Origin of the sequence: Propionibacterium sp. oral taxon 192 str. F0372 (assembly GCF_000413315.1) — a bacterium.
Taxonomy (GTDB): domain Bacteria; phylum Actinomycetota; class Actinomycetes; order Propionibacteriales; family Propionibacteriaceae; genus Brooklawnia.
This window is the reverse complement of sequence record NZ_KE340297.1, coordinates 481717-507183: the sequence shown is the minus strand read 5'-3', so window position 1 is coordinate 507183 and position 25467 is coordinate 481717. Positions and strand designations below refer to the sequence as shown.

Here is a 25467-nt window from a genome sequence, read left to right as displayed (position 1 = left end):
GTGTGAGGAAGGTGGCGTAGTTGCCGAGGTTTTTGGCATCTGTGGGGTCTGCTTTGATGGCTCGTTCGTACATTTCTTGGGCGCGGTCGTGGTTGCCTTGGGTATCGGCGAGGAAGACGGCGTAGTTGCCGAGATTTTCGGCGTTGGTGGGGTCTGCTTCGATAGCCCGTTCAAACATATCTTCGGCCCGATCATGATCAGGAAATATATGTGCGAGAAAGAAAGCGTAAAAACCGAATAAATTCGAGTCTGGAGTTGCTTTGTTTGTGAATTTTTGAAGGAATATATCTGCTTCTTGGAGGGTTCGCTTTGCGACGGGGTTGTCGTGGTCGAGAGCCCCATGCGTATACATTGCGAAGGATATGGCGAGGGCCTGGTGAGGAGTGTGTTCGGCGCTCGCCATTGCTTCTAGAGTTTTCTGGTTGAGGGGCCAGTCTGCCTCGTCGGCGACAAGATCTAACACCTCCCATTTGTCAGAGCCTGTTTGACGTATAAGGGAGACGGTGTCATTTACCTCCTTTGAAGCCCATTTCCAAGCCTTTTTCCAGTTCGGCTCATCCCAGGCGATGTCATCCTTGAAGGCCAATGCAACTTTCTGCAGCTGTGCCTTTGTCGCAGGCCCCAGGCCAACTCGTCTCCAGTCCGCCGCTGCTCTTACCAGGGCATACCCCCATAGATGCCGTTCCAGACCCTCTGCTAACCTTTGGCGGACTGCTGGGGCACCTCCGAGCAGCGGAGCGAGGCCAACATTCCTCACAGTGGCGGCTAGATCCGCATAACTGCTGTTTCGCAGGGCGATTTGTTCGTTCTCGGTCAGAAGAGAAGCCACTCGAATTATGGTGAAACGGTTGACGACATCCCATCCGGGCAGTTTGTCTTTAGCCCCGTCACGCCATGGCCTGTAACTCGACTGCATCATCGTGGCAATGACGATGCAGGAGTCTTGGATCCACGCCTCGAGTTGCCCTAGTGACAGTGTTTGATTGGACAGGAATCTATCGACATCATCGAGTATGACAATCCACCCGCGCTTCGGGCCCCGATCGGCATCGATGAGACGTTGTATGTCATTAATTTCTTTGGGGAACCATACTGGCGTGGAGGGATAATTTTTGCGTACGGTCTCCACCATGAGGCGTGTTTTACCAGACATGGAGGGGCCGACTAAAAGAGTGGGCGTGTGATTCTCGATCGCCTGGATAAGTTCCTTTTGTGCATCCCGGGGCAGGAATTCCGAAACGTCGTGATCGGAAGTGTGGACTCGCAGCGCTTCGAGGTCTTTACCGACGAGCGAGTCATGAATTCCGGAGGGTTCTGCTACACGTTGATCTTGTGATTTCTTGGATGTCCAGTCTCGCAATTCCTTTATGAGGGTAGGGCATAATATGCTTCCGGCAAGACTGCCAAGAACTGGCCATGGCATTCCCAGCTTGGCGACAAAGGGTGCTAAAGCCCCCAAGACCGCACCTATGAACAGAAGAACGAGCCACCACACGGACCGGCCCGGATCTGTCGAGCGGTTCGCCCGCTGAGATCGCCATCGCACCCCGAGCCCCTTTCATCAATCCACTGCCAAAAAGTTTACCGTGTCCTCGCTCCTCGCGCAGCCCTTCTATCGCGCGGGCGACGCCACCACCATCGTCGACCTGGCCCGTGCCACCGGACACTCACGCTTCTTCGTCATCGGAGTTGGCGTTGATATATCCTCGGCGTTTTCCCGGTCATACTGACCGGGCTCCATTGATGAGAGAACACTCGGTACAGGGCACGAGTGCTGATCGCGAGGTTATCCAAGAAGACGTGAGCGTGCCGCAGCACCGTCACGCTGGAAGGGTTCGCTTAGCTGTCAGCTGAGAAGCTACGTTGCGGTATCCACGAGGGGAGTTGTTTGTCGCTGCAGGTTTTGGTCCGGCTGGATGATGCGGCTGCAGCCGTCCTGGTTGCCGATTCACGGCTTGATGTACACGTATCCTTGCGCCATGTGCTCGGCGATGACAGGCACAGCCGCCCAGATCGGGGTGATCCACCCTGGGAGGGTGTCAGGGTGAATGCCGTGGTTACTCATCGAACGCTCACAGATCTCGAACCGCGCACCAGCTTGCGCGGCACGTTCCATGGCCGTCGTCCAGTCATTCGAGCCCTGGACCGCGTAGATCGCGGTTCCGTTGATCATGACGGTCACGTGTCCGGCGAGGCCCAACTCGGTGAGATTGCCAAGATTGCTGAGCACCGCGGGCCAGCGGTCCGCCTGCGTGATGTGAAGAAGGTACCGGGGTGCATCCATGAGGCCACGTTACGCGTCGACCCCACCGGTTGGTGAGTGATTCATCTCGTGAATGGATCGTTGCGGCCGAAGAAGACTCAATGCAATTCATGGGTGGCGTCACCCTGTGCATTTGTTTGCTGCGACAGCCCCAGGGTGGTGCACACCTCTACTGGCTCACGAAGAAAGCACGCCTGTTCGCCCGCCGCAGCACCCGCAGGATTCCGGGGCCCAGAAAGGCGATCGTGACGACATTGGTTACCGCCCGGCCAGTGTTCCACCCGGTGCCCGTGGCGAGTTCGTAGATCAAAAAGACATGCAGATTGTGCAGCTGCGATGCGCCGGGATTCCATGACAGCTCCCCGTAAGCTCCGGTGGTATAAGGCCAGAAGGCGAAATCCATGATCGTCCCGTAAGCGAAGGCGATCACCGCGCCGAAGACACACAGCATGACGATCTCCGCCCTCCCGCGCACGAGGCGATGTCGCCCATTGGGCAACAGCCCGGCCAGCAAACCGACATAACCTGTGGCAATCATCTGATAAGGCAACCACGGCCCCACCGCGGCCACCAGCAGAGCCGAGGTGAACATGGTCAGCACGCCCTGGATGAAACCGAAGGCCGGGCCGAATACCCGTCCACCCAACACCACAAGGAAGAACACCAACTCCACCCCCGCGGTTCCGGTACCCAACGGTCGCAGCACCGTGCCGACCGCGGTCAGTACCCCCAGCAGGGCGAGAGCCTTCACATCAATGTGGTCGCTGGACAGGTCGACCATCACCAGCACCGCGATGACAGGCAGAATCGCCCCGAAGATGAACGGCGCCTGGGCGGAGAACTGGGCGATCCCCGACGGCGGCACCAGCAGCGGCCAACCGAAGGCCAACAATCCTGCCCCGGCCGCGACGACCAGCATCACCACCGACCGGGCCCGCAACCGGATCGCCCGCGACGAACTGCCCCCGGTGATCATGATCCCAGGGCTGGTGCGGTCGGAGGTGTCGGTGGTCATGGCATGATCCCGTCGATGTCGGCGACGGTCAGCGCCTGCCTGGGAGCCAAGCAGCGCGCCACCTGGGGAGCGTAGGCGGCAGACGAAACGACGACCTGCCTGGTGGGGCCATCAGCGACAAACTCGGCATCGGCCATGATGAGGGTCCGATCGGTGGCGACTGCCGTGAACTCGACATCATGGGTGCTCACTAAAACGGCCCTTCCCTGCTCCGCGAAACGGCGCAGTATCGCCGCCAGTTGTCGTTTCACCTCATAGTCCAGCCCGCGAGTCGGTTCGTCGAGCAGCAATACTCGCGCATCAGCCACCAACTGGATCGCCAGCACCAATGCCAGCCGCTGCCCCTCAGACAAGTCGTGCGGATTCGCCGACCGGTCAATGTGGATCCCCAGCGAATCCAGCAGCCGATCTGCACTGCCCGGCGCGACCTTGGCATCGGCATCGGCCTGGGCCAATTCGGCGGAGACCGTCGGCAGATACAGCAGATCCGAGGCGGTCTGCGGCACCAGGGTGATCACGCTCCTGGCCTGCGACGGCGACAACCGGCGCGGATCGGTGCCACCCACCGTCAACTCGCCGGTGGAACCCAGCCCGCCTTGCAGCGCCCACAACAGTGACGACTTCCCGGCCCCGTTGCGTCCCATCAGGGCGGTCACCTCACCGGCATGCAGCTGCAGGCCGACCTCGTGCACGGCCACCACGGGCCCGTGATGCACCGACAGGTGATCGGCCGATAGCAGCACCTCGCCCGGGCAAGATGCCTGCACTGGCTTGAGAATTACCTTGTCTCGCTCAGATTCAATGCGCCTGCGTGTGTCCCGTACTGACAACGGAACCCGCTGCCAGCCCAGGACTGCGGCTAGATCCGCCAATGGCGGGCGCACGTCACAGCGTCCCAGCACATCACGGGGGTCGCCGGCGATCACCGAACCGTCGCCAGGAACCCACAGCACCCGGTCGGCATTCTTCATCACCCGCTCGATCCGGTGCTCGGCAAGCACGACGGTCAACCCGGCATCCAAAACCAGCCCGGTGATGGCCGCCAACACATCGGCGGCTGCCGTCGGGTCCAGCGCCGAGGTGGGCTCATCGAGCACCAGCAGCTGCGGTCCAGCCGCCAGCACCGAGGCGATGGCCACCCGCTGCTGCTGACCTCCGGAAAGGGCTCTTACCGAGCGTCGCCGCAAATCTCCTATGCCCATCAGGTCGAGGGTCTCCTCCACCCGTTTGCGCATCGTCGTGGAATCCACCCCGAGCTGTTCCATTCCGTAGGCGATCTCCTCCTCCACGACGTCGGTGACGAACCCGGCCAGTGGATCCTGGCCGACGTGACCCACCAGTTCTGCCAGATCACGCGGATCGTGGCTGGCGGTGTCACGTCCGGCGATCCTCACTCGCCCCGACAAAGTGCCCCCACAAAACCGTGGCACCAAGCCGTTCAGGGTGCCCAGCAAGGTGGATTTGCCCGATCCAGTGCGCCCCACCACCAAGGCGAGCTCTCCCTCCGGAATCTCCAGGTTCACATGGGACAACACCGGTGAAGAGGCTTCCGGATGGGTGATGATCAAGTCGTCGATGTCGATGAGCATTACATGTCCTGTCCACGCAGACACAGGGCCGGTCTCAGCGAGGTGACCAGTGGATCGGCGGGTGTTGCAGTACCAAGGAGCGGGGCAGCTGCCGGGGTGAACAACGCCGGTGATGCGGCCAGGCAGGCAACGGCAATCATCAATGGATCGAAGCCCGGCACCGGATGGTTGCTCGGATCGGTCGTCCACGCATCCAGTAGACGAGACAACACAGTGATAGAGGCCGCCACCCCCAGACCGACCGCGGTCAGACCCCACTCGACCCCCCGCCACGGATCGGGACGATAACGGCTCACAATGATTCCGCGCCCCGCCAGATGGATGCCGGTGAGTGCGAACACCAGACCTGCGGCGCCCAATCCAGCCCCGGTGCGCACAGAAGTATTGGTCAGCACCAGATACACCCCGACCGGGATACAGGCGCAGGCGCAGATCAGCAACACCGGGGTGAGTGGGGAACTCCTTCGCCCGCCGGTGCGCCCGAACCCCCGGGATTCCATCCCGGCGGCCAACGACAACGAACGATTCACCGCATCCTCCAGGGCAGGAACGCCGATGCGCACCAATTGCCGCATGCCGGTGGGCAGTTCCCCGCGAAGCCGTTGGGCACGGCGGATCCGGGCGATCGACTCGGCCAGCTGTGGCGCGACGGTCAGGGCGATCACCACCGCGACCGACAGTTCATGCAGGGCAGGGGGAACCGAGCGCAGGCTCCGGCGTGGACTGGCCAGCGAAACGGCCACCCCCAAACAGATGATCATCGATGCCAGCTGCAAGGCATCGAACAGGGCCAGAGCCAAGGTCTCGGCCGCCACCGGGCCCCCGATTCTGATGCCCGCCATCCAATTAGGCAGATGCACCTGCGGCAAGGTGAACAGGATATGACCCGTGCTTGTGGCCGAAAAGCACACCGCGAAAACCATCCGGATCGCGACGACGATTCCGCCGATCGCCACGTACAGGCCCAAGGCGCGGTTCCAGGGTTCCTCGCCACGCCGGGCCAAGGCGACGGCAATGGCCGCAGCATCAATGGCCAGCAACTGCCACGGGTTATCGGTCAGGTTCACGGCGACGGTCAAGCCGATCGCCCACAACCACCACCCCCAGGGGTGCACCGCCCGGCCGACCATCCGTTGATCGACCGGGTGAGGTGCTGAATCCCTGGTCAGCTCCGTGTCCTGGGTGGGCATCGGAGCTCTCATTGCCGGTTGGTCCTCAGCTCGCCTGCTGGGTGCCGCTGCGGGAACGCCGGAACCCGGCGAAGCCCAGAACAGCAACCACGACGACAGCTGCTGCGATGATCCAACCGATCATCCCGGAACTCTTGGCAGGCTCCTCGGTCTTGTCCGGCGCCTGGCTGGCCTCGTTGCTTGGTGCGGTGGCGGAGAACTCGGTGGGCAGGGCAGCCACCATGGTGTCGGTGCCCGGGTTGTTGTAGTACCAGCCCTCGACCGAACCCGCAGCTGGCTTGGAATCGTCGGCGCCAGTCACTGAGAAGGTCCATGGATTCACCTGGGTGGTTGAGCCCTCCACAGGGGTGGTGGTCCAGTAATTCCAGTAGTTGCCATCGAAGGTGGCGGGCACCTCGGTCGGCACTCCGTCGATCTGGCTGATCAACGAATTGGCTGTGGACAAATCGGCTCCGATTTGTTTCAGGGCATCGGTTCCCGAGGTGGGCGCGGTGGCGCAGCCCTGTTTGTCGAGGGCGGTGCCGTTGTTGAACTCGGCTGGTGCCTGGACGACGACCCATACATTGCCTGCGGAGGTGCATTCCGCCATGGTGGTGGGGTCGGCGTGGGCGGGGGTGACGGGGACAAGGGCGAGGGCGCCAAGGACTGCTGCGGCGCCGAGGGATGCGAGGTGGATGCGGGTGTTGGTCATCTGTTGTCCTTACACTCTGTGCGACGCGAGGCAGGACTGATGTCCGCACCCGCAGTCCGCGACGGGTTGTGCGTGACATGACGGGTTCTCCGACTCGACGACCAGGGTCGTCTCACGGTTGCGGGTCAGTTCTGGAATCGCACCAGATTCCCCCGAGATGTGAGCCCTTCAACCCTAACCTGTGACCGACTGGCTCGGCATCTGAACGTGAGTTTTGATGAGTACTCGACGCAATCGGTTCTGCATAAGGAGCGCCAGGCCGGGGAGAGCGACATCATTGACCGCCTTGATCAGACCTTTACGAGGCGGATGGCCTGCACCGGCATCGCCACGTGAAAGGGCATGGAAGGTACCGCAAAGTGATGGTTTCCGTGGAAAATCACCATGCCACCCTCCCGAATCGGGGCCATGACAGGCACAATGGGGAGGTGGCCAGAACCACGGACGGCTGTCGATGATGCAGACGGCCGCGAGGACGTGAATCAAAGGAGAGCGCGTGAGCGAGAAGTACATCTACGACATTTCCGAGGGCGATGCCTCGATGAAGGCAATCCTGGGAGGCAAGGGCGCTGGCGTGGCAGAGATGATGCGCCTAGGCGTCCCGGTTCCTGACGGTTTCACTGTCACCACCGCAGCCTGCGTCGAGACGATGAACAACGACGGGCAGTGGCCCGCAGACCTTAAATCGCAGATCGCTGATGGGCTCAAGAGGTTTGAGAAACGTACCGGCCGGGTGCTCGGTGGCAAGGACAAGCCGCTGCTGGTGTCGGTTCGCTCCGGTGCAGTCGTGTCGATGCCCGGCATGATGGACACCATCCTCAACCTCGGCATTTCCGATGACACCGTCGATGCGATCGCGGCCGAGGCAGGCAACGAGCGTTTCGCTTGGGACTGTTACCGCCGCTTCATTCAGATGTACGGCGAGGTCGTCGAGGGGGTGTCCTCACACCTCTACGAGGATGCGTTGACCGCGATGAAGGCGGCCAAGGGCGTGGAGCAGGACACCGATCTGAGCGCCGAGGATCTCAGGCAACTGGTGGCCGAGTTCAAGAAGATCTCCGACGAGGCCTTGGGTGGATCATGGACCACCGATCCGGTCGAGCAGTTGAATCGTGCCGTTGATGCGGTCTTCCGTTCCTGGGGCAATCCGCGCGCCGAGGTCTACCGAAAGGCGAATAACATCTCCCGTGACCTGGGTACTGCGGTGAACGTCATGCAGATGGTCTTCGGTAACCGGGGTGAGACGTCGGCCACCGGGGTCTGCTTTACCCGCAACCCATCCACTGGTGACAAGGGTCTTTACGGTGAGTTCTTGGTCAATGCCCAGGGTGAGGATGTCGTTGCCGGTATCCGCACCCCGCGCCACCTCTCAGAGATGGAGCAGGTGCTGCCGGAGGCCTACCATGAGTTGCTGGCCACCATGAAGCGCCTTGAGGATCACTACAAGGACATGCAGGATCTCGAGTTCACCATCGAGAATGGCAAGCTCTACATGCTGCAGACTCGCAACGGCAAGCGAACCGCTGCGGCGGCCCTAAAGATCGCCTCTGACCTGGTCGATGAGGGGGTCATCGACAAGACCGAGGCGCTGCGTCGTATTGAGCCTTCCCAGCTCGACCAACTGCTGCACCCGGCTATTGATCCGAACCACTCGGCATCACCGGTGGTTAAGGGGCTTCCGGCTTCCCCGGGCGCTGCCGTGGGCAGCATCGTTTTCGACGCCGACACCGCGGCCTCGCTGGGTGAGCGTGGCGAGGCCGTCGTGCTGGTCCGTTACGAGACCACCCCCGATGACATCCACGGTGTGCTGCAAGCCCAGGGCATCCTGACCGCTCACGGTGGCATGACCTCTCACGCAGCGGTCGTCGCCCGTGGCTTCGGCAAGCCCTGCGTCGCAGGTGCCACCACCATCAAGATTGATCCGGTGGCCAAGAACCTGGTCATTGGTGATCGCACCTACACCGAGGGTGAGGTCATCACCCTCAACGGTTCCACCGGTGAGGTCTTCGGTGAGGCCCTCGAATTGATCCCTCCGCGGATCAACGAGGACTTCCAGCGGGTCGTCACATGGGCCGACGAGGTGCGCACCATGGGAGTGCGGGCGAATGCCGACAACTTCGACGACGCGTCCAAGGCCCGCGAGTTGGGTGCCGAGGGTATCGGTTTGTGCCGCACCGAGCATATGTTCATGGCCGCCGACCGGCTGCCTGCGGTGCGTGAGATGATTCTCGCCGAGACCCCGGAGCAGCGGGCCGCGGCTCTGGAGAAGATCCTGCCGATGCAGCAGAACGACTTCGAGGGCATTTTCACTGCGATGAAGGGCCTGCCGGTCACCGTGCGTCTGCTTGATCCGCCGCTTCACGAGTTCCTGCCCAACCAACTCGATCAGGCGCTCAAGGTGCAGCAGATGGAACTCACCGGCGCTGATCCGCAGTCCTTGGCCGCCGAACGTCAGACCCTTGCCCAGGTGAAGAAACTGCATGAACTCAACCCGATGCTCGGTACCCGCGGTTGTCGTTTGGCGATGCTCTACCCGGAGATCCCGGATATGCAGGCACGGGCCATCATTCGTGCCGCCTTGGCCGTCCTGGAGCGCGAAGGCGAGACCGTTGGCGTGGAGATCATGATTCCTTTGGTGGGTCTGGAGACCGAGATCACCACCCAGCGTGGAATCGTCGAGCGGGCCGTCGAGGATGAACTCGCCAAGGCCGGAAAGCATCTCGACTACACCGTCGGCACGATGATCGAACTGCCACGCGCAGCCCTGGTAGCCAACGAGATTGCCAAGCATGCCGATTTCTTCTCCTTCGGCACCAACGACTTGACCCAGACCACCTTGGGTATCAGCCGTGATGACGCGGAGAACGGCTTCCTATCCCACTACGTGATGGACGGCGTGATGGAGCGCAATCCATTTGAATCGATCGATATCGATGGTGTTGGTCAGGTGGTTCGGATCGGCGTCGAGAAGGGCCGCTCTACCAATGAGGCGCTGAAGTGTGGCGTGTGCGGTGAGCACGGTGGCGATCCGGATTCGATCGAGTTCTTCCAGGCCGTCGGGCTGAACTACGTGTCCTGCTCACCATTCCGGGTGCCGATCGCTCGCTTCGCGGCTGCAAAGGCAGCCATGGGCGAGTGAACGGGGTATTTGCACATCGGTGATCCCCTTTGATGGGTGATCCGGGCACCAGGGTGATGGGCCGTCCCAGGGATCCGGGGCGGCCCACCGCCGTGGTTGCGCAGGGGTGAGCTGCTCGCGATCCGTTGCGTTGCGCAAATCCATGTTCTGGAAGACCCGTGGCCTATTCGGTGCACCTAGGTTAGGCTCCCCTTCATCCGAAGCGCGCCGACGCCCTGCGACGCTCTTCCTGCGCCTTCGGATGAACCAAGAAAGGTGCACAAGTGCGAAGAAGCAGATCACTGTTGATCGCCGGGATACTTACGGTGATGATGCCGGTGTCCATGGCGGTCGCGGACGACTCATCTATATCGGATCTGGTGCAGCCGGCTCCATCGGGCCCGGCGCCCACGTCCGTGGACGAACTGGTTGGCGCCGGAGGACCGGTGACCGTGATGGTCGAACTCTCCGGAGAGCCTGTCGCTTTGGTCAACGCCAATTCGGGCGGGACCCTGGACCAAGCCGGGCGTGAAAAGGTTCGTCAGGGGTTGGAGGCCGCCCAGAACGAATTGAGCGGATCCATTGAGGCTCTCGGGGGTGTTATCCAAACCCAGATGCAGTCTGCCTACAACGGAATGCGGGTGACCATCGATTCCGGACAGATCGGGCAATTGAGTCATCTTCCCGGTGTCCAGGCGGTTCACGCGATACCGCAGCATGAACGGTCAAATACCGTCGCGGTTCCCTATGTTGGTGCACCGGCAGTCTGGCAGGGCGGCCAAGCCGGTGGTTACACGGGCAAAGGAGTGAAGGTAGCCGTCATCGATTCGGGTGTGGACTACACCCATGCGACCTTCGGTGGTCCGGGTACAGAGGAGGCCTTCGACGAGGCCACTGCGGTGAATGATCAGTCGAAGATGGCGGGTACCCGGGTCAAGGGTGGATACGATTTCGCCGGTGATGCCTACGATGGGAGCAAAACCCCGGTTCCCGACAACAACCCGATCGACTGCGCAGTGGCAGGCCACGGCACCCACGTGGCGGCAACGGCTGCCGGGTCCGGGGTATTGCGTAACGGCTCCACCTACACCGGCCCCTATGACGAGAACACCCACGCGAACGAGTTCCGCGTCGGTCCGGGGGTGGCTCCCGAGGCAGACATCTACGCGTTGCGGGTGTTCGGGTGTGAAGGCAGCAGCGATCTCATCACTGAGGCCTTGGACTGGGCAGTGGCACACGATATGGATGTTGTGAACATGTCTTTGGGTTCGTCCTTCGGACGAACCACCGATCCCGACGCCGTCGCTGCGTCCAATGCTGTTGCTGACGGGGTGCTCGTGGTCGCATCGGCCGGTAACTCGGGTTCGGCTCCCTATCTTGTCGGCGCCCCAAGCGTCGGCGCAGGGGTTGTCTCGGTGGCGGCTAACGACCCGGCTGCCACCTATCCGGCTGCCACGCTCGACATCTCTGGGACACAGGTCACCGTAATCAACGCGAATGGTGCTTCGTTGCCGGCCAACGCTCAGGTGCTGGTGATGAAGGATGCTAACGGCAATCTCAGCGCTGGATGCGAACGTGATGAATGGCAGCAAATTCCATGGGGTCGCCTGGTGGTCACCAAGCGAGGTGACTGCGCCCGGGTGCAGAAGGCGATCTGGGGCCAGAAATACGGTGCCGCAGGTGTGGTGATGGTCAACAGCGACGAGTCCCTACCGCCCTATGAGGGTGAGATCACCCGCAACCCGGAGACCGGCGAGTCGTGGCGGGTACGGATTCCGTTCCTTGGTGCGTCCTCCAAGGACGGCGATGCCCTCATCGGCGCCGATGGACAGACCATCACTCTCGCCCCCACAACCGTGGAAAATCCCGGATATAGCGAATTCGGTGATTTCTCGTCCTCGGGCCCACGGTCGGGCGACTCTGCCCTACGACCCAGTGTCACCGCACCCGGAGTCTCGATCTCTTCGGCGATGGTGGGTTCGGGCACCGGTTCGACAATGATGTCCGGTACGTCGATGTCTTCCCCGATGGCTGCCGGCGTCGCGGCTCTGGCCGTCCAGGCCCATCCCCAGTGGACCAACCAGGAAATCGCATCGATCCTGGTAACCAGCGCGGACTCGGAGAAGGTCGATGACTACCGGACCAGTCGCGGTGGTGGGCTGGTGGACCCAGTGGATGCGGTGCACTCCGGCATCGTGGCCTATGGGGATTCCGCGAAAGTGGGCAATGTGGTCGTGCGGGAACCGGTAGTCAGCTTCGGGTACGCCGAGTTGACCGATTCCCACTCGGATACCCACACCATCACTTTGATTAACAAACAAGACACCGAAGTGACCCTGAGCGGGAATGTTCTGCCGTCGGCCAAATCCTTGCCTGCCGATGTCGGCCTGGGAACGAACCAAGTGACCATCCCGGCGGGTGGATCCGTCGAAATCCCGCTCAGCGTGACGGTGAAGGCGGCTGATATCCCATCCAGCATTGCCAAGAACAATGACCCCGGCTTCTATGAGGTCTCGGGCAATGTCCGGTTCACCGACCCCAACGGTCAGGCGCTGTCCATACCCTACCTGCTGGTGCCCAGGTCCATCTCCAAGCTCAGCACGACCCAGGTCTTCAACGACCAGTTGAACTCCGAGGTCACCTTCACCAACGATGGCGGTGCCTTGGGCGCCTACTCGGCGGTGTACACGTGGGGGTTGAGTGACCCCGATGACATTCCCGAGTCCGAAGATGTCGGGCAGGATCTGTCTTCGGTGAGCGTGGCTTCCTTCGGGGACGACACCTTCCGCATGCTGAACTTCGCGTTCAACTCGAGTTCGCGGTTCTCGAACCCTGCGAACATCATGTACAACGTCTGGATCGACAATGATCTCGATGGGAAGGATGACTACCGGGTTGTGAGTATCGACTCCGGCTTGGTGCGTGAGAGGCTGATCAATGGAATTCCCGAGGTCTTCGTCGCGGATCCCGCGGGGCGCAATGTCACTCCGAGCGGGTCGATGACCTTGGCTCCGAGTGATTCCAGCACCGTCATGCTGGAGGTCAACGCAGCGATGGTCGGGGTCAAGGGCAAGTTCTCTTACCACGTCTCGGCGGTGGACATCACCGACGGAACGGCTGTCGACGAGATTGCGGACAAGGCCTATTACGACCCGACGAACAAGCCCTTCAACGATGGTCAGTTCTTCAAGACCGATCCTGGGCAGAAGAGGAATTTCACCTTCACGGTGAACCGGGAGGCCTATGCCGACCAAGCCCCATTGGGATACATGGCCGTGGTATTCGACAATGCCCAGGGAACCTCGGAGGCAATCACCGGCCCGGTCATGGGCCCGGACTCGACTCCGTCTCCGAGCCCGACTCCGACCCCGACTCCGGTGCCGAGCCCGACTCCGGTGCCGAGTGCATCGTCGAGCGTGACACCCGGCCCGACAGAGCCTCCGGCTCCTTCGAGTGGTCCGGTAACGCCGTCGGCCCCCGAGCCATCGGCTTCGTCCCCAGACAAGCCCAGGCGACTGCCACGCACGGGAGTGGCTGCCTGAGATGAGTGCGGGAATCCCCGGGGCGGGCCGAAGTGGCCTGTCCCGGGGATTTTCTCTGATTGGGCGACATCGCTTGCGGTTGTCTGGTTGATTCCTTCGACGCGGGCTCCCGGTTGGTTCTGATTGCGGGTTGGCTGTCTCAATGGATGCTTTTGCGCAGGCCCGTGACCCCAGGCTCGCGTACAGTCACGGATGCGGGCTCGGGTATCCCGATACCGCATGGTTCTGTTCCATTCACCCCCGGGATTTCAAGACATGTCCCCCAACATGTTTCCCCGAGGTGCTCCAACCCCCCAGGAGGCAACCCGTGCGTATGCGCAGATGGTTGGTGATCGCCGGTCTCGTGTCGATCACTGCTCCCACGTCAATGGCCGTAGCCGACGATCCAGTCGGCAATGCGTCCGACCTATCCATCGCTTCGGCCAGTTCTGGTCCGTTGGACAGCGGGCAGGATGCAGGCATTGATCAACTTAAGCAGCTTGATGAGCGAGTGACCGTTATGGTTGAACTGCCGAAGGCCCCGGTCGCCGCGGCCGAGGCGAAGAATGGCGGTGACCTCGACCAATCGGGCGAGAAGAGCGTGCGCGACGATATCGCCTCTGAGCAGGACCGCATCGTTCCTGCCATTGAGGCCCTCGGGGGTTCCATCGAATTCCGGATGCAGTCTGCCTACAACGGGATGCGGGTCAGCATCGACTCGAACCGGCTGAGCGACCTCGAAAAACTTGAGGGAATCAAGCAAGTCCACGCCATCACCCAACACGATCGGTCTAGCGTCGTCAGCGTGCCCTACATCGGTGCCCCTGTGGCCTGGCAAGGCAATGGGTTTGCTGGTGGTTATACGGGCGAGAACGTGAAGGTGGCCATCGTCGATTCGGGCATCGACTACACCCACGCGACCTTCGGAGGACCAGGTACCGTAGCGGCCTTCGACGAGGCCACTGCGGTGAATGATCAGTCGAAGATGGCGGGTACTCGGGTCAAGGGTGGATACGATTTCGCCGGTGACGCTTACAATGGCGACAACACCCCAGTGCCAGATGAGAACCCGATCGACTGTGCGGCAGACCAGGGAGGTCCTGCGGGACACGGCACCCATGTTGCCAACATTGCGGCTGGTTCTGGGGTACGTGCCGACGGTTCTACCTACACCGGCCCCTATGACGAAAACACCCACACCGACAACGAATTCGCGGTCGGCCCAGGGGTGGCTCCCGAAGCAGACATCTATGCGGTGCGAGTCTTCGGCTGCAGCGGTACCACGAATTTGGTGACCGAGGCCATGGATTGGGCCGTCGCTCATGACATGGATGTGGTGAACCTGTCGCTGGGATCCTCCTTCGGGCGGGTCGATTCCCCCGATGCCGTCGCGGTCTCCAATGCCGTTGCGGCTGGGGTAGTCGTTGTGGCAGCGTCCGGCAATTCCGGCGCTGAACCTTACCTCACCGGTTCTCCCGGTACCGGCGCCGGAGTGGTCTCGGTGGCGGCCAATGACTCGGCGGCTACCTACCCCAGCGCTGATCTGAAGGTGGGCGCCTCGACGATCGAGGCGATCAACATCAATGGCGCAGAACTTCCTGCCAAAGGGAAAGTCAAGGTATTGCGCGAGGGTGACCAGATCGCCAATGGGTGCTATGCCCCCCAGTGGGACAGCGCCAAGGTCCGGGGCCAGATCGTCGTCGTCCGCCGTGATGCCAAATGCGCTTCTATACAGCGAGTGGTGCACGGCCAGAAATACGGTGCAGCGGCCGTCATCATGGTGAACTCCGCCGATGAACTGCCCCCATTCATCGGTGAGATCAGCCGGGACACAGGGACAGGAGACCCGTTCAAGGTGACGATTCCCTTCCTGGGCGTCAAATCCTCGGCCGCAGAGGCCCTGCTGGGTGCCGATGATAAGAAGATCAGCCTCACAAAGAACCAGGTGGCCAATCCCGGGTACACGGATCTGGCAGCCTTCACCTCCGCGGGCCCGCGTTCCGGTGATTCGGCGGTTCGTCCTACGGTAACCGCACCCGGGGTGCGCATTTCCTCGGCGGTGGCCGGGTCGGGCAACAAGGCGCAGGCCTTTTCCGGTACGTCTATGGCAACCCCGCACGCTTCCGGGGCCGCAGCGCTGGCGCGGCAGGCCCATCCCGACTGGACGAGCCAGGAGATCGCTGCCGCGATGGTTTCAACCTCGGACACAGATCGGGTTGCCAACCACAGTCCTAGCCTTGGCGGAGGATTGATCAATCCGATTGATGTGGTATACACCTCCGTGTTCGCCTATTCGGACAGCACCACCGTCGACGGGACCCAGATCACCGATGCGGGAATCAGCTTCGGCTATGCCGAATTCGTCGGATCGTGGACGGGGGACCGGGTGATCACTTTGGTGAACAAGGGCGACCAGCCGGTTACCCTGCACGGGGTCATTGAACCTTCCAGAAAATCGCTGCCAGCCTCGGTCACTCTTGGTTCGCCGGAGGTCACCGTGCCCGCTGGGGGAACCGCGAAGGTCCCGGTGACCATGACCGTGCAGGCATCGGATGTGCCGTCAAGCATGGTCGATCCGAAGGAGCAGAATTTCCACGAGGTGTCCGGCATCGTGCGGCTCACCACCGACGCGGGCCAGGAACTCACCTTGCCCTATCTGCTGGCCCCGCGGGTGATCTCCAAGGTGAGCGCCGATCAGACCTTCAAGACCGCGACTCAGTCCGAGGTGACTCTCGCCAACAAGGGAGGTGGCATTGAGGCAACGTCGGTGCTGTTCACCTTGGGGTTGCAGGACCCGGCCGATATTCCCGACGACGGCTCCGATGTGGGGCAGGACATCTCATCGGTGGGTGTGACCTCCTTCAAGAAGGGCGAGCAAACCTACCTGGATTTCGCGGTGAACTCCAGTTCCCGGTTCTCCAATCCTGCGAGCATCATCTTCTCCATCACTATCGACAAGGATCTCGACGGCGTCAATGACTACCTGGTGTACAGCGAGGACGCAGGTGTGGCCCGCGGTGTGCGCCCTGTCGGTTATCCGGAGATATTCATCCAGGATCTCAAGACGAACAAAGCGATTGCCGCCGGCTTCCTGCCCTTGGCACCCAGCGATTCAAGCTCGATCATTCTGGAGATCAAGGCCTCCGATGTCGGAGTAAACGGGAAATTTGCCTATGGTGCGAAGGCAGCGAGTACGGGGGATAGGGTCGCTACCGACGTAGTCAATGGGACGGCTTACTACGATCCGACGAACAAAGCCTTTGCCGATGGTCAGCTCTTCAGGCTTGCCCCCGACGCCCGACAGACCGTTGAGTTGGCGGTCAACGAGACCGTCGCCAAGGATCTCGGAGTGCTCGGGTACATGGTGCTGGCCCTGGACAATGCCCAAGGCGCCACGGAAGCGGTCACCGGTCCGTTGACCGACCCCAAGCAGGCAGCCGCCGTCACCTCTGCTGCGCCCTGACCGCATGGCATGAGGGGGAATGAACCGCTGTGGTGGTCAGATCCGTCCTGTCCTCGGCGCGGTCACACTTACCGTGCCGAGGCTGGGACACCCGATCCGTCGGTCACCTGGGGAAGCGGGCTCTCACACAGCAGCGGTGCTCCTGCGCTGGCGAAACGGTAATCGTAGGTCTGGTCGCCGACAGTGACGATCATCTGCCACCCCTGCACTAAGGCTTGGGTGTACTGCTGACCGGGTTGTGGGCAGCCCAGCGAACCGTCGTTCCATGTCATGGCCGTGGAACTGACCACGACCACTTCTCCGGTCACACCTCGCTCGGCAAGGTCGGCCTGCACGGCTTCCAGTCGTTGCGATGAATCTGATGTGGGGAAGTCCTGGCTGGTGGTGGGCATGGGCGTGTCTCCGGGAGTCGTTGTGGGCGAGGACTGATCGGTCGGTTGAGGCGCGGATGTGGTTGCGGGGGATTCGTCTGTGGGGCTCGTTGTGGTTGCGGGCGTTGTTGGGTTCGTGTTCTCGGATGCGGGACCGCAGGCGGCCAGCACCAGGGCCGCTGTTGCGAGGAGAACAATGGGGCGCAGGGACATGACTGGATCGTAGATCCGTCAAGAGGCTCACCGGAAGCCCCGACCCGGTGGCGTCGGGGAAGAATCAGCCTTTTGGTAACGCCTATCTAAAGACACGCCGAGAAAGTCCCCAAAATCTTTCAGATCTTTTACAGTTCAGGGGACGGGGCTCAGATGGTGAGCCCCGAATGTTGCGTTGTCACTGCTCCCGGGAGCGATGCCTTCTCCCTTGTCCGGGCGCCGGTGAGCGTGCAGAACGAGGAGGTATTCCGTGCGTTTGCGAAGGTTGCTGGTGATTGCCGGCCTGGTGTCCCTCACCGTGCCGACGTCGCTGGCCATGGCCGACGACCCGGTGGGTAGCTTGGCCGATCTGGCCGTACCCTCGTCGAATTCCGGGCCCGTCGATTCGGATCTTGCAGATCTCATCGGTACCGACCAGCGGGTGACTGTCATGGTCCAGCTGGCCGATGATCCGGTGGCCGTTGTCGAGGCGAAGAACGGGGGAGAGCTTGACCCGGGTACTGAGGAACGCCTCAAGTCCGAGTTGCGTTCTAACCAGGAGCGGTTGTCGAAGGCGATCCAAGGTCTCGGCGGAAGCACCGAATCCCAGATGCAATCGGCCTACAACGGTATGCGGGTCACCATCGATGCAAACCAACTGGAAGCGCTGGGCAAGCTTGACGGGGTAGAGGGTGTTCATTCCATTCCCCGTCATGAGAGGTCCAATGTCGTTGCCGTGCCCTACACCGGCACCCCGGCTGCTTGGGCATCCGGCACTCCGAATGGCTACACGGGCAAGGGCGTGAAGCTGGCCGTCGTCGACACGGGCATCGACTACACCCACGCGACCTTCGGAGGACCAGGAACCGCAGCGGCTTTCGCGGAGGCCACTGCGGTGAATGACCAGTCGAAGATGGCGGGTACCCGGGTCAAGGGTGGGCACGATTTCGCCGGCGATGCCTACACGGGCCATAACGCCCCGGTTCCCGACGACAATCCGATCGACTGCGCGACTGCGGGGCACGGCACCCACGTCGCTGGTACCGCTGCTGGTTCCGGGGTCTCGGCCAACGGGACTCAATACACCGGCCCTTACAACGCCGATACCTTCACCAACAACGACTTCAGCGTGGGCCCGGGTACCGCCCCGGAGGCAGACATCTATGCGTTGCGGGTGTTTGGCTGTGACGGCAGCACGGATCTGGTGACCGAGGCCATGGACTGGGCGGTTGACAACCACATGGACGTGGTGAATCTCTCCCTGGGATCCTCCTTCGGGCGGTCCGGCGAGCCAGATTCGGAGGCCGTGGCCAATGCCGTTGCCGCGGGTGTGGTGGTTGTCGCATCGGCCGGCAACTCCGGTCCCGCGCCCTACCTGACCGGTTCTCCGGGCGTCGCGCCCGGTGTCGTCTCCGTCGCTGCCAATGATCCCGCTGAGGTACATCCGGGTGCCACGCTGGACGTGTCGGGTGCCCAGCTCCAGGCCATTAATGCCAACAACGCCCAGCTGCCCGCCGACGGGCAGCTCGTCGTGCTGCGCTCAGGCAACAGCATCGCCACTGGGTGTGATGCAGCGATGTGGGGCCCGCAGGTTCAAGGCAAGATCGTCGTTACCAGGCGCGCCAGCTGCGCCCGGACCCGCCGGGCCGTGCTTGGGCAACAGTACGGCGCGAAGGGTGTGATCATGGTGAACTCCACCGATTCACTGCCTCCTTTTGAAGGTGAAATCAACCAGGATCCGGAAAGCGGCGACCCGGTGCAGGTCACTATTCCCTTCCTGGGCGTGAAGTCATCCGATGGGGCAGCACTGCTGGCCGCCGACGGGCAACAGATCTCCCTGACAGCTGGTCCGATGGCCAATCCGGGCTTCGCCGGGTTCGCATCCTTCACTTCGGCCGGTCCACGTTCTGGTGATTCTGCGGTTCGTCCGACGGTGACCGCACCCGGTGTATCCATCTCTTCGGCTCTGGTCGGTTCAGGCACCCAGGCCAAGGTTGAGTCCGGCACCTCGATGGCTTCCCCCTATGTCGCGGGCATCGCGGCCCTGGTACGCCAGGCGCACCCGGACTGGAACAATCAGGAAATCGCATCGGCGCTGGTGTCCACTGCGGATTCGCAAAAGGTTCCGGATTACGGCACCAGCCGCGGTGGCGGGCTCATTGATCCGCTCGAAGCCGTCAACACTTCTGTGCTGGCTTGGTCCGATTCGACCGCGGTTAACGGCACGGATGTGCGTGATCCGGCGATCAGTTTCGGCTATGCAGAGTTCTCTGACTCCTGGACTGGTAATCGTACGGTCACCCTGGTCAACAAGGGAACCAGCCCCGTCACCCTGCACGGTGTTGTGGAGGCCTCCAGCCGCTCGCTGCCTGCGTCGGTGAGCTTGGGAGTCACCGACGTCACGATCCCGGCCGGGGGAACCGCCACGGTGCCAGTCACCATGTCGGTCAAGGCCTCCGATGTTCCTTCGAGCATCGCCGACGCCACCAAGCCGAACTTTTACGAGGTATCCGGCAACGTCAGGTTCACTGATCAGGCAGGGAAGGTACTCAGCCTGCCTTATTTGCTGGCACCGAGGTCGACCTCGAATGTGGTGGGCAACCAGGTGTTCGACACCAGGACCGATTCGAAGGTGACCTTCGCCAACAATGGCGGCGGGGTCGATGCAAGGTCCATGCTGTTCACCTGGGGTCTGAAGGATTCGGAGGATGTCGACGAGAAGTTCGATGTCGGACAGGACTTGGCTGCCGCAGGTGTGGCATCCTACGACAAGGGTGGAAACCAGACCTTGGCATTCGCTCTGAACTCCAGTTCACGGTTCTCCAACCCGGCGAGCATCATGCACAGCGTGTACATCGACAGGGATCTCGATGGAATCGATGATTACCAGGTATTCAGCACTGATTCCGGTCTGGTCAACACCCAGACCGCCAATGGCGTGGCCGCGATCTTCATCCGTGACCTGCGCACCAGAAGGGTCACTGCCACCGGAACTGGCACCTTGGCACCCACCGACTCCAGCACGGTGATCATGGAGGTCAAGGCATCTGATATTGGGGTCACCGGTAAGTTCTCTTACCATGTCGCGGCCAGCAACGTGGCAAGCGTGTTGGGGCTTGACTCGATCGACGATAAGGCCTACTACGATCCAGCGAACAAGGCCTTCACCGACGGCCAGGTGTTCAGCGTCGACAAGAACGCATCCCACGAGATCACGATCAACACCAACGAGGCCGTGCACGATGATCTCGGCGTGCTCGGGTACATGCTGGTGGTCTTCGACAATGTTCAGGGAACCACTGAGGCGATCACCGGTCCGGTCATCGGTACTCCGACGCCATCCAGTAGCCCTGCGCCCAGCAGCTCAGCTTCGGGCCAGCCGAGTGCGAGTGCTTCTGCGACACCCGGACCCGGAACCCCTGAGCCCAGCAGCTCAGCTTCGGTTCAACCGAGTGCATCGGCTCAGGAACCGAGTGCGAGTGCTTCTGCGACACCCGGAGCTCCTGAGCCCAGCAAGAAGCGCAAGATGCCCAAGACAGGGACCATCGGCTGAGCCAGGTACCATCTGCTGAGGGCGGGGACCAGTTTGATCTGGTCCCCGCCCTCAGGTGTTTAGGGAGCCATCGCTGAGCGCCGTATCCCAGACCATCGCCCAGCTGCCGTCGGGGTTGACATCGGCTGCGGACGACCAACGCCCCAGGTGTTGCGGTCGCTTGGTGATTTTCATGGACCGTGTTCCCCATCCCCCGCGCAGGCAGGGGCTCATTGGGTGTTATCAGGCTTGTCAAAGATGAGGTAGGGGCGTCCGTTGTGGGTGATCGTCTCTACCTCTAGCTGGTAGATCGACGATAGGTTCTCGCTGGTCAGTACTTCCTCAGGAGTGCCTGCGCGGACCACCAGCCCCTGGTTCATTAACACGACCCGGTCGCAGCACCGGGAAGCCAGGTTCAGATCGTGTAATACCACCACAGTGGTGCATTTCAACTCGGCAATCAGGTCGAGCAAAGCGAATTGATGGTGCAGATCGAGATGGTTGGTCGGCTCGTCGAGCAGCAAGTGAGTGGCCTGCTGGGCGATAGCCCGGGCGATCATCACCCGTTGCCGCTCGCCACCCGACAGCTCGGTGACCAGCCGATCGGCCAACTCCACCAGGTCCACCCGCACCAAGGCCTCGTCGACTAGGTGCTGATCGGTCTCGTCTCCATAGGAGGTCATTGACCGGGAGGCCAGTCGGCCCAGAGCCACTGAATCCCGTACCGACAGGGCAAGGGCTGCCTCCCGCTCCTGGGCGACGACAGCGATCCGGGTGGCGATTTCGCGTCGTTTCAGCTGCTTGACATCGTCCCCGTCGACGATGACCTTGCCGCTTGCCAACTCCAGGCTGCGGTGCAGGGCCAGCATGAGGGTGGACTTGCCGCATCCGTTGGGGCCGACGATGCCGACCACTTCCCGCTCTTGGGCGGATATCTCTACCCCGTGCAGAATGGTGCGGCCACCTCGTTCTACAACGATGTCAGTTGCTTCGATCACGATGTGCTCCTTCAGCCGATCTGATGTCGCCGGGCGACCATGAAGGTGAGGAAAGGAGCCCCGATCAGCCCGGTCATTACGCCGATCGGCAATTCGGCCGGGGCGAAGATGATCCGGGCCACCGCATCGGTCCATACCAGGAACAACGCCGAGGCCAGGGCGGAACCGATCACCAGATAGCGGTGCGAATGGCCGACCAAATTGCGGATGATGTGTGGAATGATCAACCCGACGAAGCCGATACCGCCCGCCGCGGCAACGGCTAGGGCGATGGCTGCCGACACTGGGACCAGGAAGATGATGCGGGCCTTGGCCGGGTTGAGCCCGACAGACTGAGCCGTGCGGTCGCCGGATGCCAAGGCATCAAGGATGGGACCGCAGATAGCCATGGCGATAGTCAGCAGCACGGCGACGACGGTGACCAGCGGAACCTGGGCCCACAGTGCCCGGCCCAGGGAGCCGAGCATCCAGAACATGACGGATTGGGAGGTTTCTGGGGAGCCGGAGGAGAAGATCAGCAGATTGGTCAGGGCCTGGAAGCCGAAGCCGACAGCTAGACCAGCGAGGATGAGATGCAGTGGGGAGTTCCCGCGTCCGGCAATGGCCATCACCGCGGAGGTGGCCACTAAGGCACCGACGAAGGCGAAGGCTCCTGTGGTGGCCGAGGAAGCAGCACCGACGAGGATGATCGCCGTCGCTGCGCCGGTAGAGGCCCCCGAGGAGACGCCCAGTACATAAGGCTCGGCAAGCGGGTTGCGTACCAGTGCCTGGAGAACGACACCGGCCACTCCGAGGATCGCCCCGACTGCTAAGCCAGTGATGATGCGGGGAAGCCGGGTTTGCCACACGATTGCGTCTACGGCACGGCTCCAGGTGATATTCACGTCGAGGCCGGGGATATGACTCATGATCACCCCGATGACGTCGCAGACCGGCACCGCAGCTGGGCCGATGGTGACGGTGAGCAGCGGGGTCAGCACCATGGCGATGGCCAGGATGATCACTCGGACGCGCTTGCGACGCATGGTGCGGCGCCGGGTCCGTGCCAGGTAGATCACCGCATCGGTGGGTGTGCTGGCCGACTGGTGGCTGGCTTCGATGGGATTGGTCGTCATGGCTTCCTGACGCAGTCGTGATTTTGTCTGGGATGTGTTTGTGAGGGGAGTCTCCCCGGCTGGTTGATTCTGGTTTCAATTGAGAATCATCAGTGATGAGCGGTGGCCGGGTGCCGCGATTCCCGGCCACCGCGCTTGGTCAGGCAAGCCGACCGAAGATGATCCGGTCGTCGAACCACTGGTAGATCTGGTCGGTCTCGATGAACCCGGCCGCTTGCAGGGCTGCCAGGTGGAAACCGGTGCTGACCTTGACCGTCGGGTGGTCGTTGGCCCAGACCTGCTGGCGCCGCTGCGCATCCTTTTCCCAGCCGGGCATCGTGGTGGCGGCTTGCCACCAGTCATCCCAGCTCATCGCTCCCTGCTCCATGTGGTTCACCTGGAAACTGTCGCGCAGTGAGACCGCCAGGGCGTCCAGCCCAGCCTGGGTTCGCTGGTCGTAGTACAGGTGGTCGGCATTCAGGAATACGCCACCATCGACGAGCATCCGGGGCAGGTGTTGGTAGAGGCTGACCAATTCGCCGGGGTCCAGCCAGTGCAGTGCTGTGGCGCTGATCGCCGCGTCGAAGATCCGCCCGCCGAGCTGCTCGGGCAGGGTCGGGTCGGTAATGTCGGCGTCGACGATCTGCAGGCGCTCGCCGAACTGGTTGGTCTCCTTAGCCAGGCGCAACAGGATTGGGTCACGGTCTACCCCGACGGCGCTCGCTCCTGGGATGGCCGCCAGCACCTCCGTCGCCAGGGATGCGGGCCCGCAGGCCAGGTCGAGCACCCGGATGGGGTGGTCGAGCCCGGACTGCAGGTGGGCCAGCACCCGCACCATCGTGCGGGTGCGCATCTCACGGAACTCAATGAAAGCCGTCTGCTGGTCGTGCCAGGCCTCCAGCAGTTGATCGGGAGTCATGTGCGGATCACCCATGCGAGGTCAACTCATTTCCGAGAAGTGAGGCCCCGTCCACCCTGAATGTCGATGCGGGATTGGTCATGGGGTAGGGAAGGCACACGATCCGGCCGGATCGCAGGGGGTATAAGGCATTGCGCAGAGCTGGGACCTCATCGGCGACGACTCTGATGGTCTTGATCATTTCGCTGGCGTTCATTTGGTGATGAGTTCCCCCAGCCGGTTGGCGCCGTTCAATGACAGGGTCGTCGGCGGATCGGTGAGGGCAAAGGGGATGTAAACGACGTGGTTCTCGTGCACGGCCTTCAGATCACCGGAGCCCGGGAGGGATGCCAGGGTACGTTGGGCTTCCTCATTGGTCATCTCGGAAACCAGCACCACGATCCAGTCCGGGTTGCGGTCCAGCAGGGCCTCCATTGAGGCGTCAAAAACCCGTTCGGTGGTGTCGTCGTAGATATTCTTCAGACCATTCACCTCAAAGATGGGCTGGACCATCGACGAGGTCCCGTAGGCATAGAAATCCTGCTGGCCGTTCATCAGGTACAGGGCAACTGCGGTCTGGTTGCCGGTGAGCGCATTCTTCTTGATCTCGGCAACCTTGGCGTCCACCTCGGTCTTTAACGTCGTAGCTTTGTCCTCGACACCGAAGATGGTTGCCACCTTGTCGATCTCGGTGTTCACCAGGCTCCAGTCGGCGTGGGTCGTCGGGTTGGAGTCGCAAAAGGCATCGGGGGAGTAAAGAGGAATTCCGGCCTCGCGCAGGCCGTTGCGGTCGACTCCGCTGTCGTAGCCGAAGACAACATCGGGATTGACCGACAGGGCAGCCTCGGTAGTGATCTTCGCGCCACCGGTGCCGGTATTGCCGGCCTCAATCGTCGGGATCTTGTCGAGGGCCGCTCGAAGCTCGGGGTCATCATCCATGGAGACCTTGTCCACCCCGGCCCGGGCGATGATCTTGTCGTCCAGTCCAAGGTCGTGAAGGATTGGGAAGTCAGTTTCCGAGAGCATCAGGATGCGTTCCGGTGGCTTGGTGAAGGTGAGCTCTTCGGTGCAACTCATGACCTTCTTGGCGTCGCCCCCGTCGGAGGCTGGTCCGCTATTGGACGAGGCGGATGTTCCCCCGCAGCCGACGAGGCCGGCGAACAGGAGGGCGGCGGCAAGCGCCGTGTAGGTTCTTCTCATGGTTAGCTTTCATGGTCGTCAGGGGCAGGTAGCAGCCACAAAACGAGAATGATAATCAATCATTCGAAATCTGTGAAACTTTACCCGCTGTGAAGCTTTGCCTGGCGGAACCGTGATGCTGGACGGTTTGGACGACCGACGCGTGGGCAGAGCGAGTGGCCGATGCCACGATGACTCGGAGAACATGCACGCTTCTCTCGTTCCGGGCCGTTCAGCGCGGCCGCCTGCAAGGACATCGAGACGGTTTTCGGACTTGGCGTGATGCCTCACCGTTGCGCGACAGTCCCGGATTTCGACCGGATTCCCCGTGCTCGATGGGGCCACCCTAGTAC

The 25467-nt window shown here is 61.9% G+C and carries 19 protein-coding genes and 1 riboswitch; of the genes, 6 read left to right on the top strand and 13 right to left on the bottom strand.

Translation table 11 applies throughout. The features are described 5' to 3' along the window. A partial coding sequence (locus HMPREF1531_RS02325; RefSeq protein ID WP_198010968.1) for a tetratricopeptide repeat protein occupies nucleotides 1–1459 on the bottom strand: 1459 nt, incomplete at its 3' end. 127 nt (nucleotides 1460–1586) lie between these two features. Between HMPREF1531_RS02325 and HMPREF1531_RS13500 the strand changes: the two genes are divergently transcribed. After that, nucleotides 1587–1730, top strand: coding sequence for a hypothetical protein (locus HMPREF1531_RS13500; RefSeq protein ID WP_156860142.1), 144 nt, complete (start codon nucleotides 1587–1589; stop codon nucleotides 1728–1730). A gap of 218 nt (nucleotides 1731–1948) precedes the next feature. On the opposite strand, the gene HMPREF1531_RS02320 is transcribed toward HMPREF1531_RS13500, so the two are convergent. The 5 genes from HMPREF1531_RS02320 to HMPREF1531_RS12700 all read right to left on the bottom strand — a co-directional run bounded on the left by HMPREF1531_RS02320 (nucleotide 1949) and on the right by HMPREF1531_RS12700 (nucleotide 6748). Further along, nucleotides 1949–2284: a DsrE family protein gene (locus HMPREF1531_RS02320; RefSeq protein ID WP_016668281.1), complete on the bottom strand. Its 336-nt coding sequence runs from the start codon at nucleotides 2282–2284 to the stop codon at nucleotides 1949–1951. A 148-nt stretch (nucleotides 2285–2432) separates the two neighbouring features. Then, nucleotides 2433–3239: an ECF transporter S component gene (locus HMPREF1531_RS02315; protein WP_036898076.1), complete on the bottom strand. Its 807-nt coding sequence runs from the start codon at nucleotides 3237–3239 to the stop codon at nucleotides 2433–2435. A 35-nt stretch (nucleotides 3240–3274) separates the two neighbouring features. Beyond that, complete coding sequence (locus tag HMPREF1531_RS02310; protein ID WP_016668279.1) at nucleotides 3275–4867, bottom strand: ABC transporter ATP-binding protein; 1593 nt, start codon at nucleotides 4865–4867, stop codon at nucleotides 3275–3277. Next, nucleotides 4867–6057, bottom strand: coding sequence for a CbiQ family ECF transporter T component (locus tag HMPREF1531_RS02305; RefSeq protein ID WP_051123312.1), 1191 nt, complete (start codon nucleotides 6055–6057; stop codon nucleotides 4867–4869). Before HMPREF1531_RS02305 ends, HMPREF1531_RS02310 begins: the two co-directional genes overlap by 1 nt. A 25-nt stretch (nucleotides 6058–6082) precedes the next feature. Continuing rightward, nucleotides 6083–6748, bottom strand: coding sequence for a hypothetical protein (locus HMPREF1531_RS12700; protein ID WP_016668277.1), 666 nt, complete (start codon nucleotides 6746–6748; stop codon nucleotides 6083–6085). 62 nt (nucleotides 6749–6810) lie between these two features. Further along, nucleotides 6811–6940: riboswitch (cobalamin riboswitch) on the bottom strand. Between the two features lie 15 nt (nucleotides 6941–6955). On the opposite strand from HMPREF1531_RS12700, the gene HMPREF1531_RS14250 reads away from it, so the two are divergent. The 4 genes from HMPREF1531_RS14250 to HMPREF1531_RS02285 all read left to right on the top strand — a co-directional run bounded on the left by HMPREF1531_RS14250 (nucleotide 6956) and on the right by HMPREF1531_RS02285 (nucleotide 16850). Next, the gene (locus HMPREF1531_RS14250) at nucleotides 6956–7084 is read left to right on the top strand and encodes a hypothetical protein (protein ID WP_269593231.1); all 129 of its coding nucleotides are present in this window, start codon (nucleotides 6956–6958) and stop codon (nucleotides 7082–7084) included. 160 nt (nucleotides 7085–7244) lie between these two features. After that, nucleotides 7245–9887: a pyruvate, phosphate dikinase gene (gene ppdK, locus HMPREF1531_RS02295; protein ID WP_016668276.1), complete on the top strand. Its 2643-nt coding sequence runs from the start codon at nucleotides 7245–7247 to the stop codon at nucleotides 9885–9887. A 263-nt stretch (nucleotides 9888–10150) separates the two neighbouring features. Beyond that, a complete protein-coding gene (locus HMPREF1531_RS02290; protein WP_016668275.1) occupies nucleotides 10151–13408 on the top strand; it encodes a S8 family serine peptidase in 3258 nt (1085 codons plus the stop codon). A 313-nt stretch (nucleotides 13409–13721) separates the two neighbouring features. Then, a complete protein-coding gene (locus tag HMPREF1531_RS02285) occupies nucleotides 13722–16850 on the top strand; it encodes a S8 family serine peptidase (RefSeq protein ID WP_232210257.1) in 3129 nt (1042 codons plus the stop codon). Nucleotides 16851–16918: 68 nt separating this feature from the next. Here the strand turns inward: HMPREF1531_RS02285 and HMPREF1531_RS13495 are convergent, their stop codons facing one another. After that, nucleotides 16919–17434, bottom strand: a complete 516-nt coding sequence (locus tag HMPREF1531_RS13495) for a hypothetical protein (RefSeq protein ID WP_156860141.1) — start codon at nucleotides 17432–17434, stop codon at nucleotides 16919–16921. A 250-nt stretch (nucleotides 17435–17684) separates the two neighbouring features. Between HMPREF1531_RS13495 and HMPREF1531_RS02275 the strand changes: the two genes are divergently transcribed. Continuing rightward, on the top strand, nucleotides 17685–20966 hold the full coding sequence (locus HMPREF1531_RS02275; RefSeq protein ID WP_016668272.1) for a S8 family peptidase: 3282 nt from the start codon (nucleotides 17685–17687) through the stop codon (nucleotides 20964–20966). 51 nt (nucleotides 20967–21017) lie between these two features. Here HMPREF1531_RS02275 and HMPREF1531_RS14245 read toward each other — a convergent pair whose 3' ends face one another. The 6 genes from HMPREF1531_RS14245 to HMPREF1531_RS02250 all read right to left on the bottom strand — a co-directional run bounded on the left by HMPREF1531_RS14245 (nucleotide 21018) and on the right by HMPREF1531_RS02250 (nucleotide 25135). Continuing rightward, on the bottom strand, nucleotides 21018–21140 hold the full coding sequence (locus HMPREF1531_RS14245; RefSeq protein ID WP_269593230.1) for a hypothetical protein: 123 nt from the start codon (nucleotides 21138–21140) through the stop codon (nucleotides 21018–21020). A gap of 35 nt (nucleotides 21141–21175) precedes the next feature. Then, nucleotides 21176–21943, bottom strand: a complete 768-nt coding sequence (locus HMPREF1531_RS02270; protein ID WP_016668270.1) for an ABC transporter ATP-binding protein — start codon at nucleotides 21941–21943, stop codon at nucleotides 21176–21178. Nucleotides 21944–21954: 11 nt separating this feature from the next. Then, nucleotides 21955–22992, bottom strand: a complete 1038-nt coding sequence (locus HMPREF1531_RS02265) for a FecCD family ABC transporter permease (RefSeq protein ID WP_442852410.1) — start codon at nucleotides 22990–22992, stop codon at nucleotides 21955–21957. A gap of 205 nt (nucleotides 22993–23197) precedes the next feature. Further along, a complete protein-coding gene (locus tag HMPREF1531_RS02260) occupies nucleotides 23198–23971 on the bottom strand; it encodes a class I SAM-dependent methyltransferase (RefSeq protein WP_016668268.1) in 774 nt (257 codons plus the stop codon). Further along, on the bottom strand, nucleotides 23964–24152 hold the full coding sequence (locus HMPREF1531_RS02255) for a hypothetical protein (protein ID WP_016668267.1): 189 nt from the start codon (nucleotides 24150–24152) through the stop codon (nucleotides 23964–23966). Before HMPREF1531_RS02255 ends, HMPREF1531_RS02260 begins: the two co-directional genes overlap by 8 nt. After that, nucleotides 24149–25135, bottom strand: a complete 987-nt coding sequence (locus tag HMPREF1531_RS02250; RefSeq protein WP_016668266.1) for an ABC transporter substrate-binding protein — start codon at nucleotides 25133–25135, stop codon at nucleotides 24149–24151. Before HMPREF1531_RS02250 ends, HMPREF1531_RS02255 begins: the two co-directional genes overlap by 4 nt. Nucleotides 25136–25467: the final 332 nt, after the last annotated feature.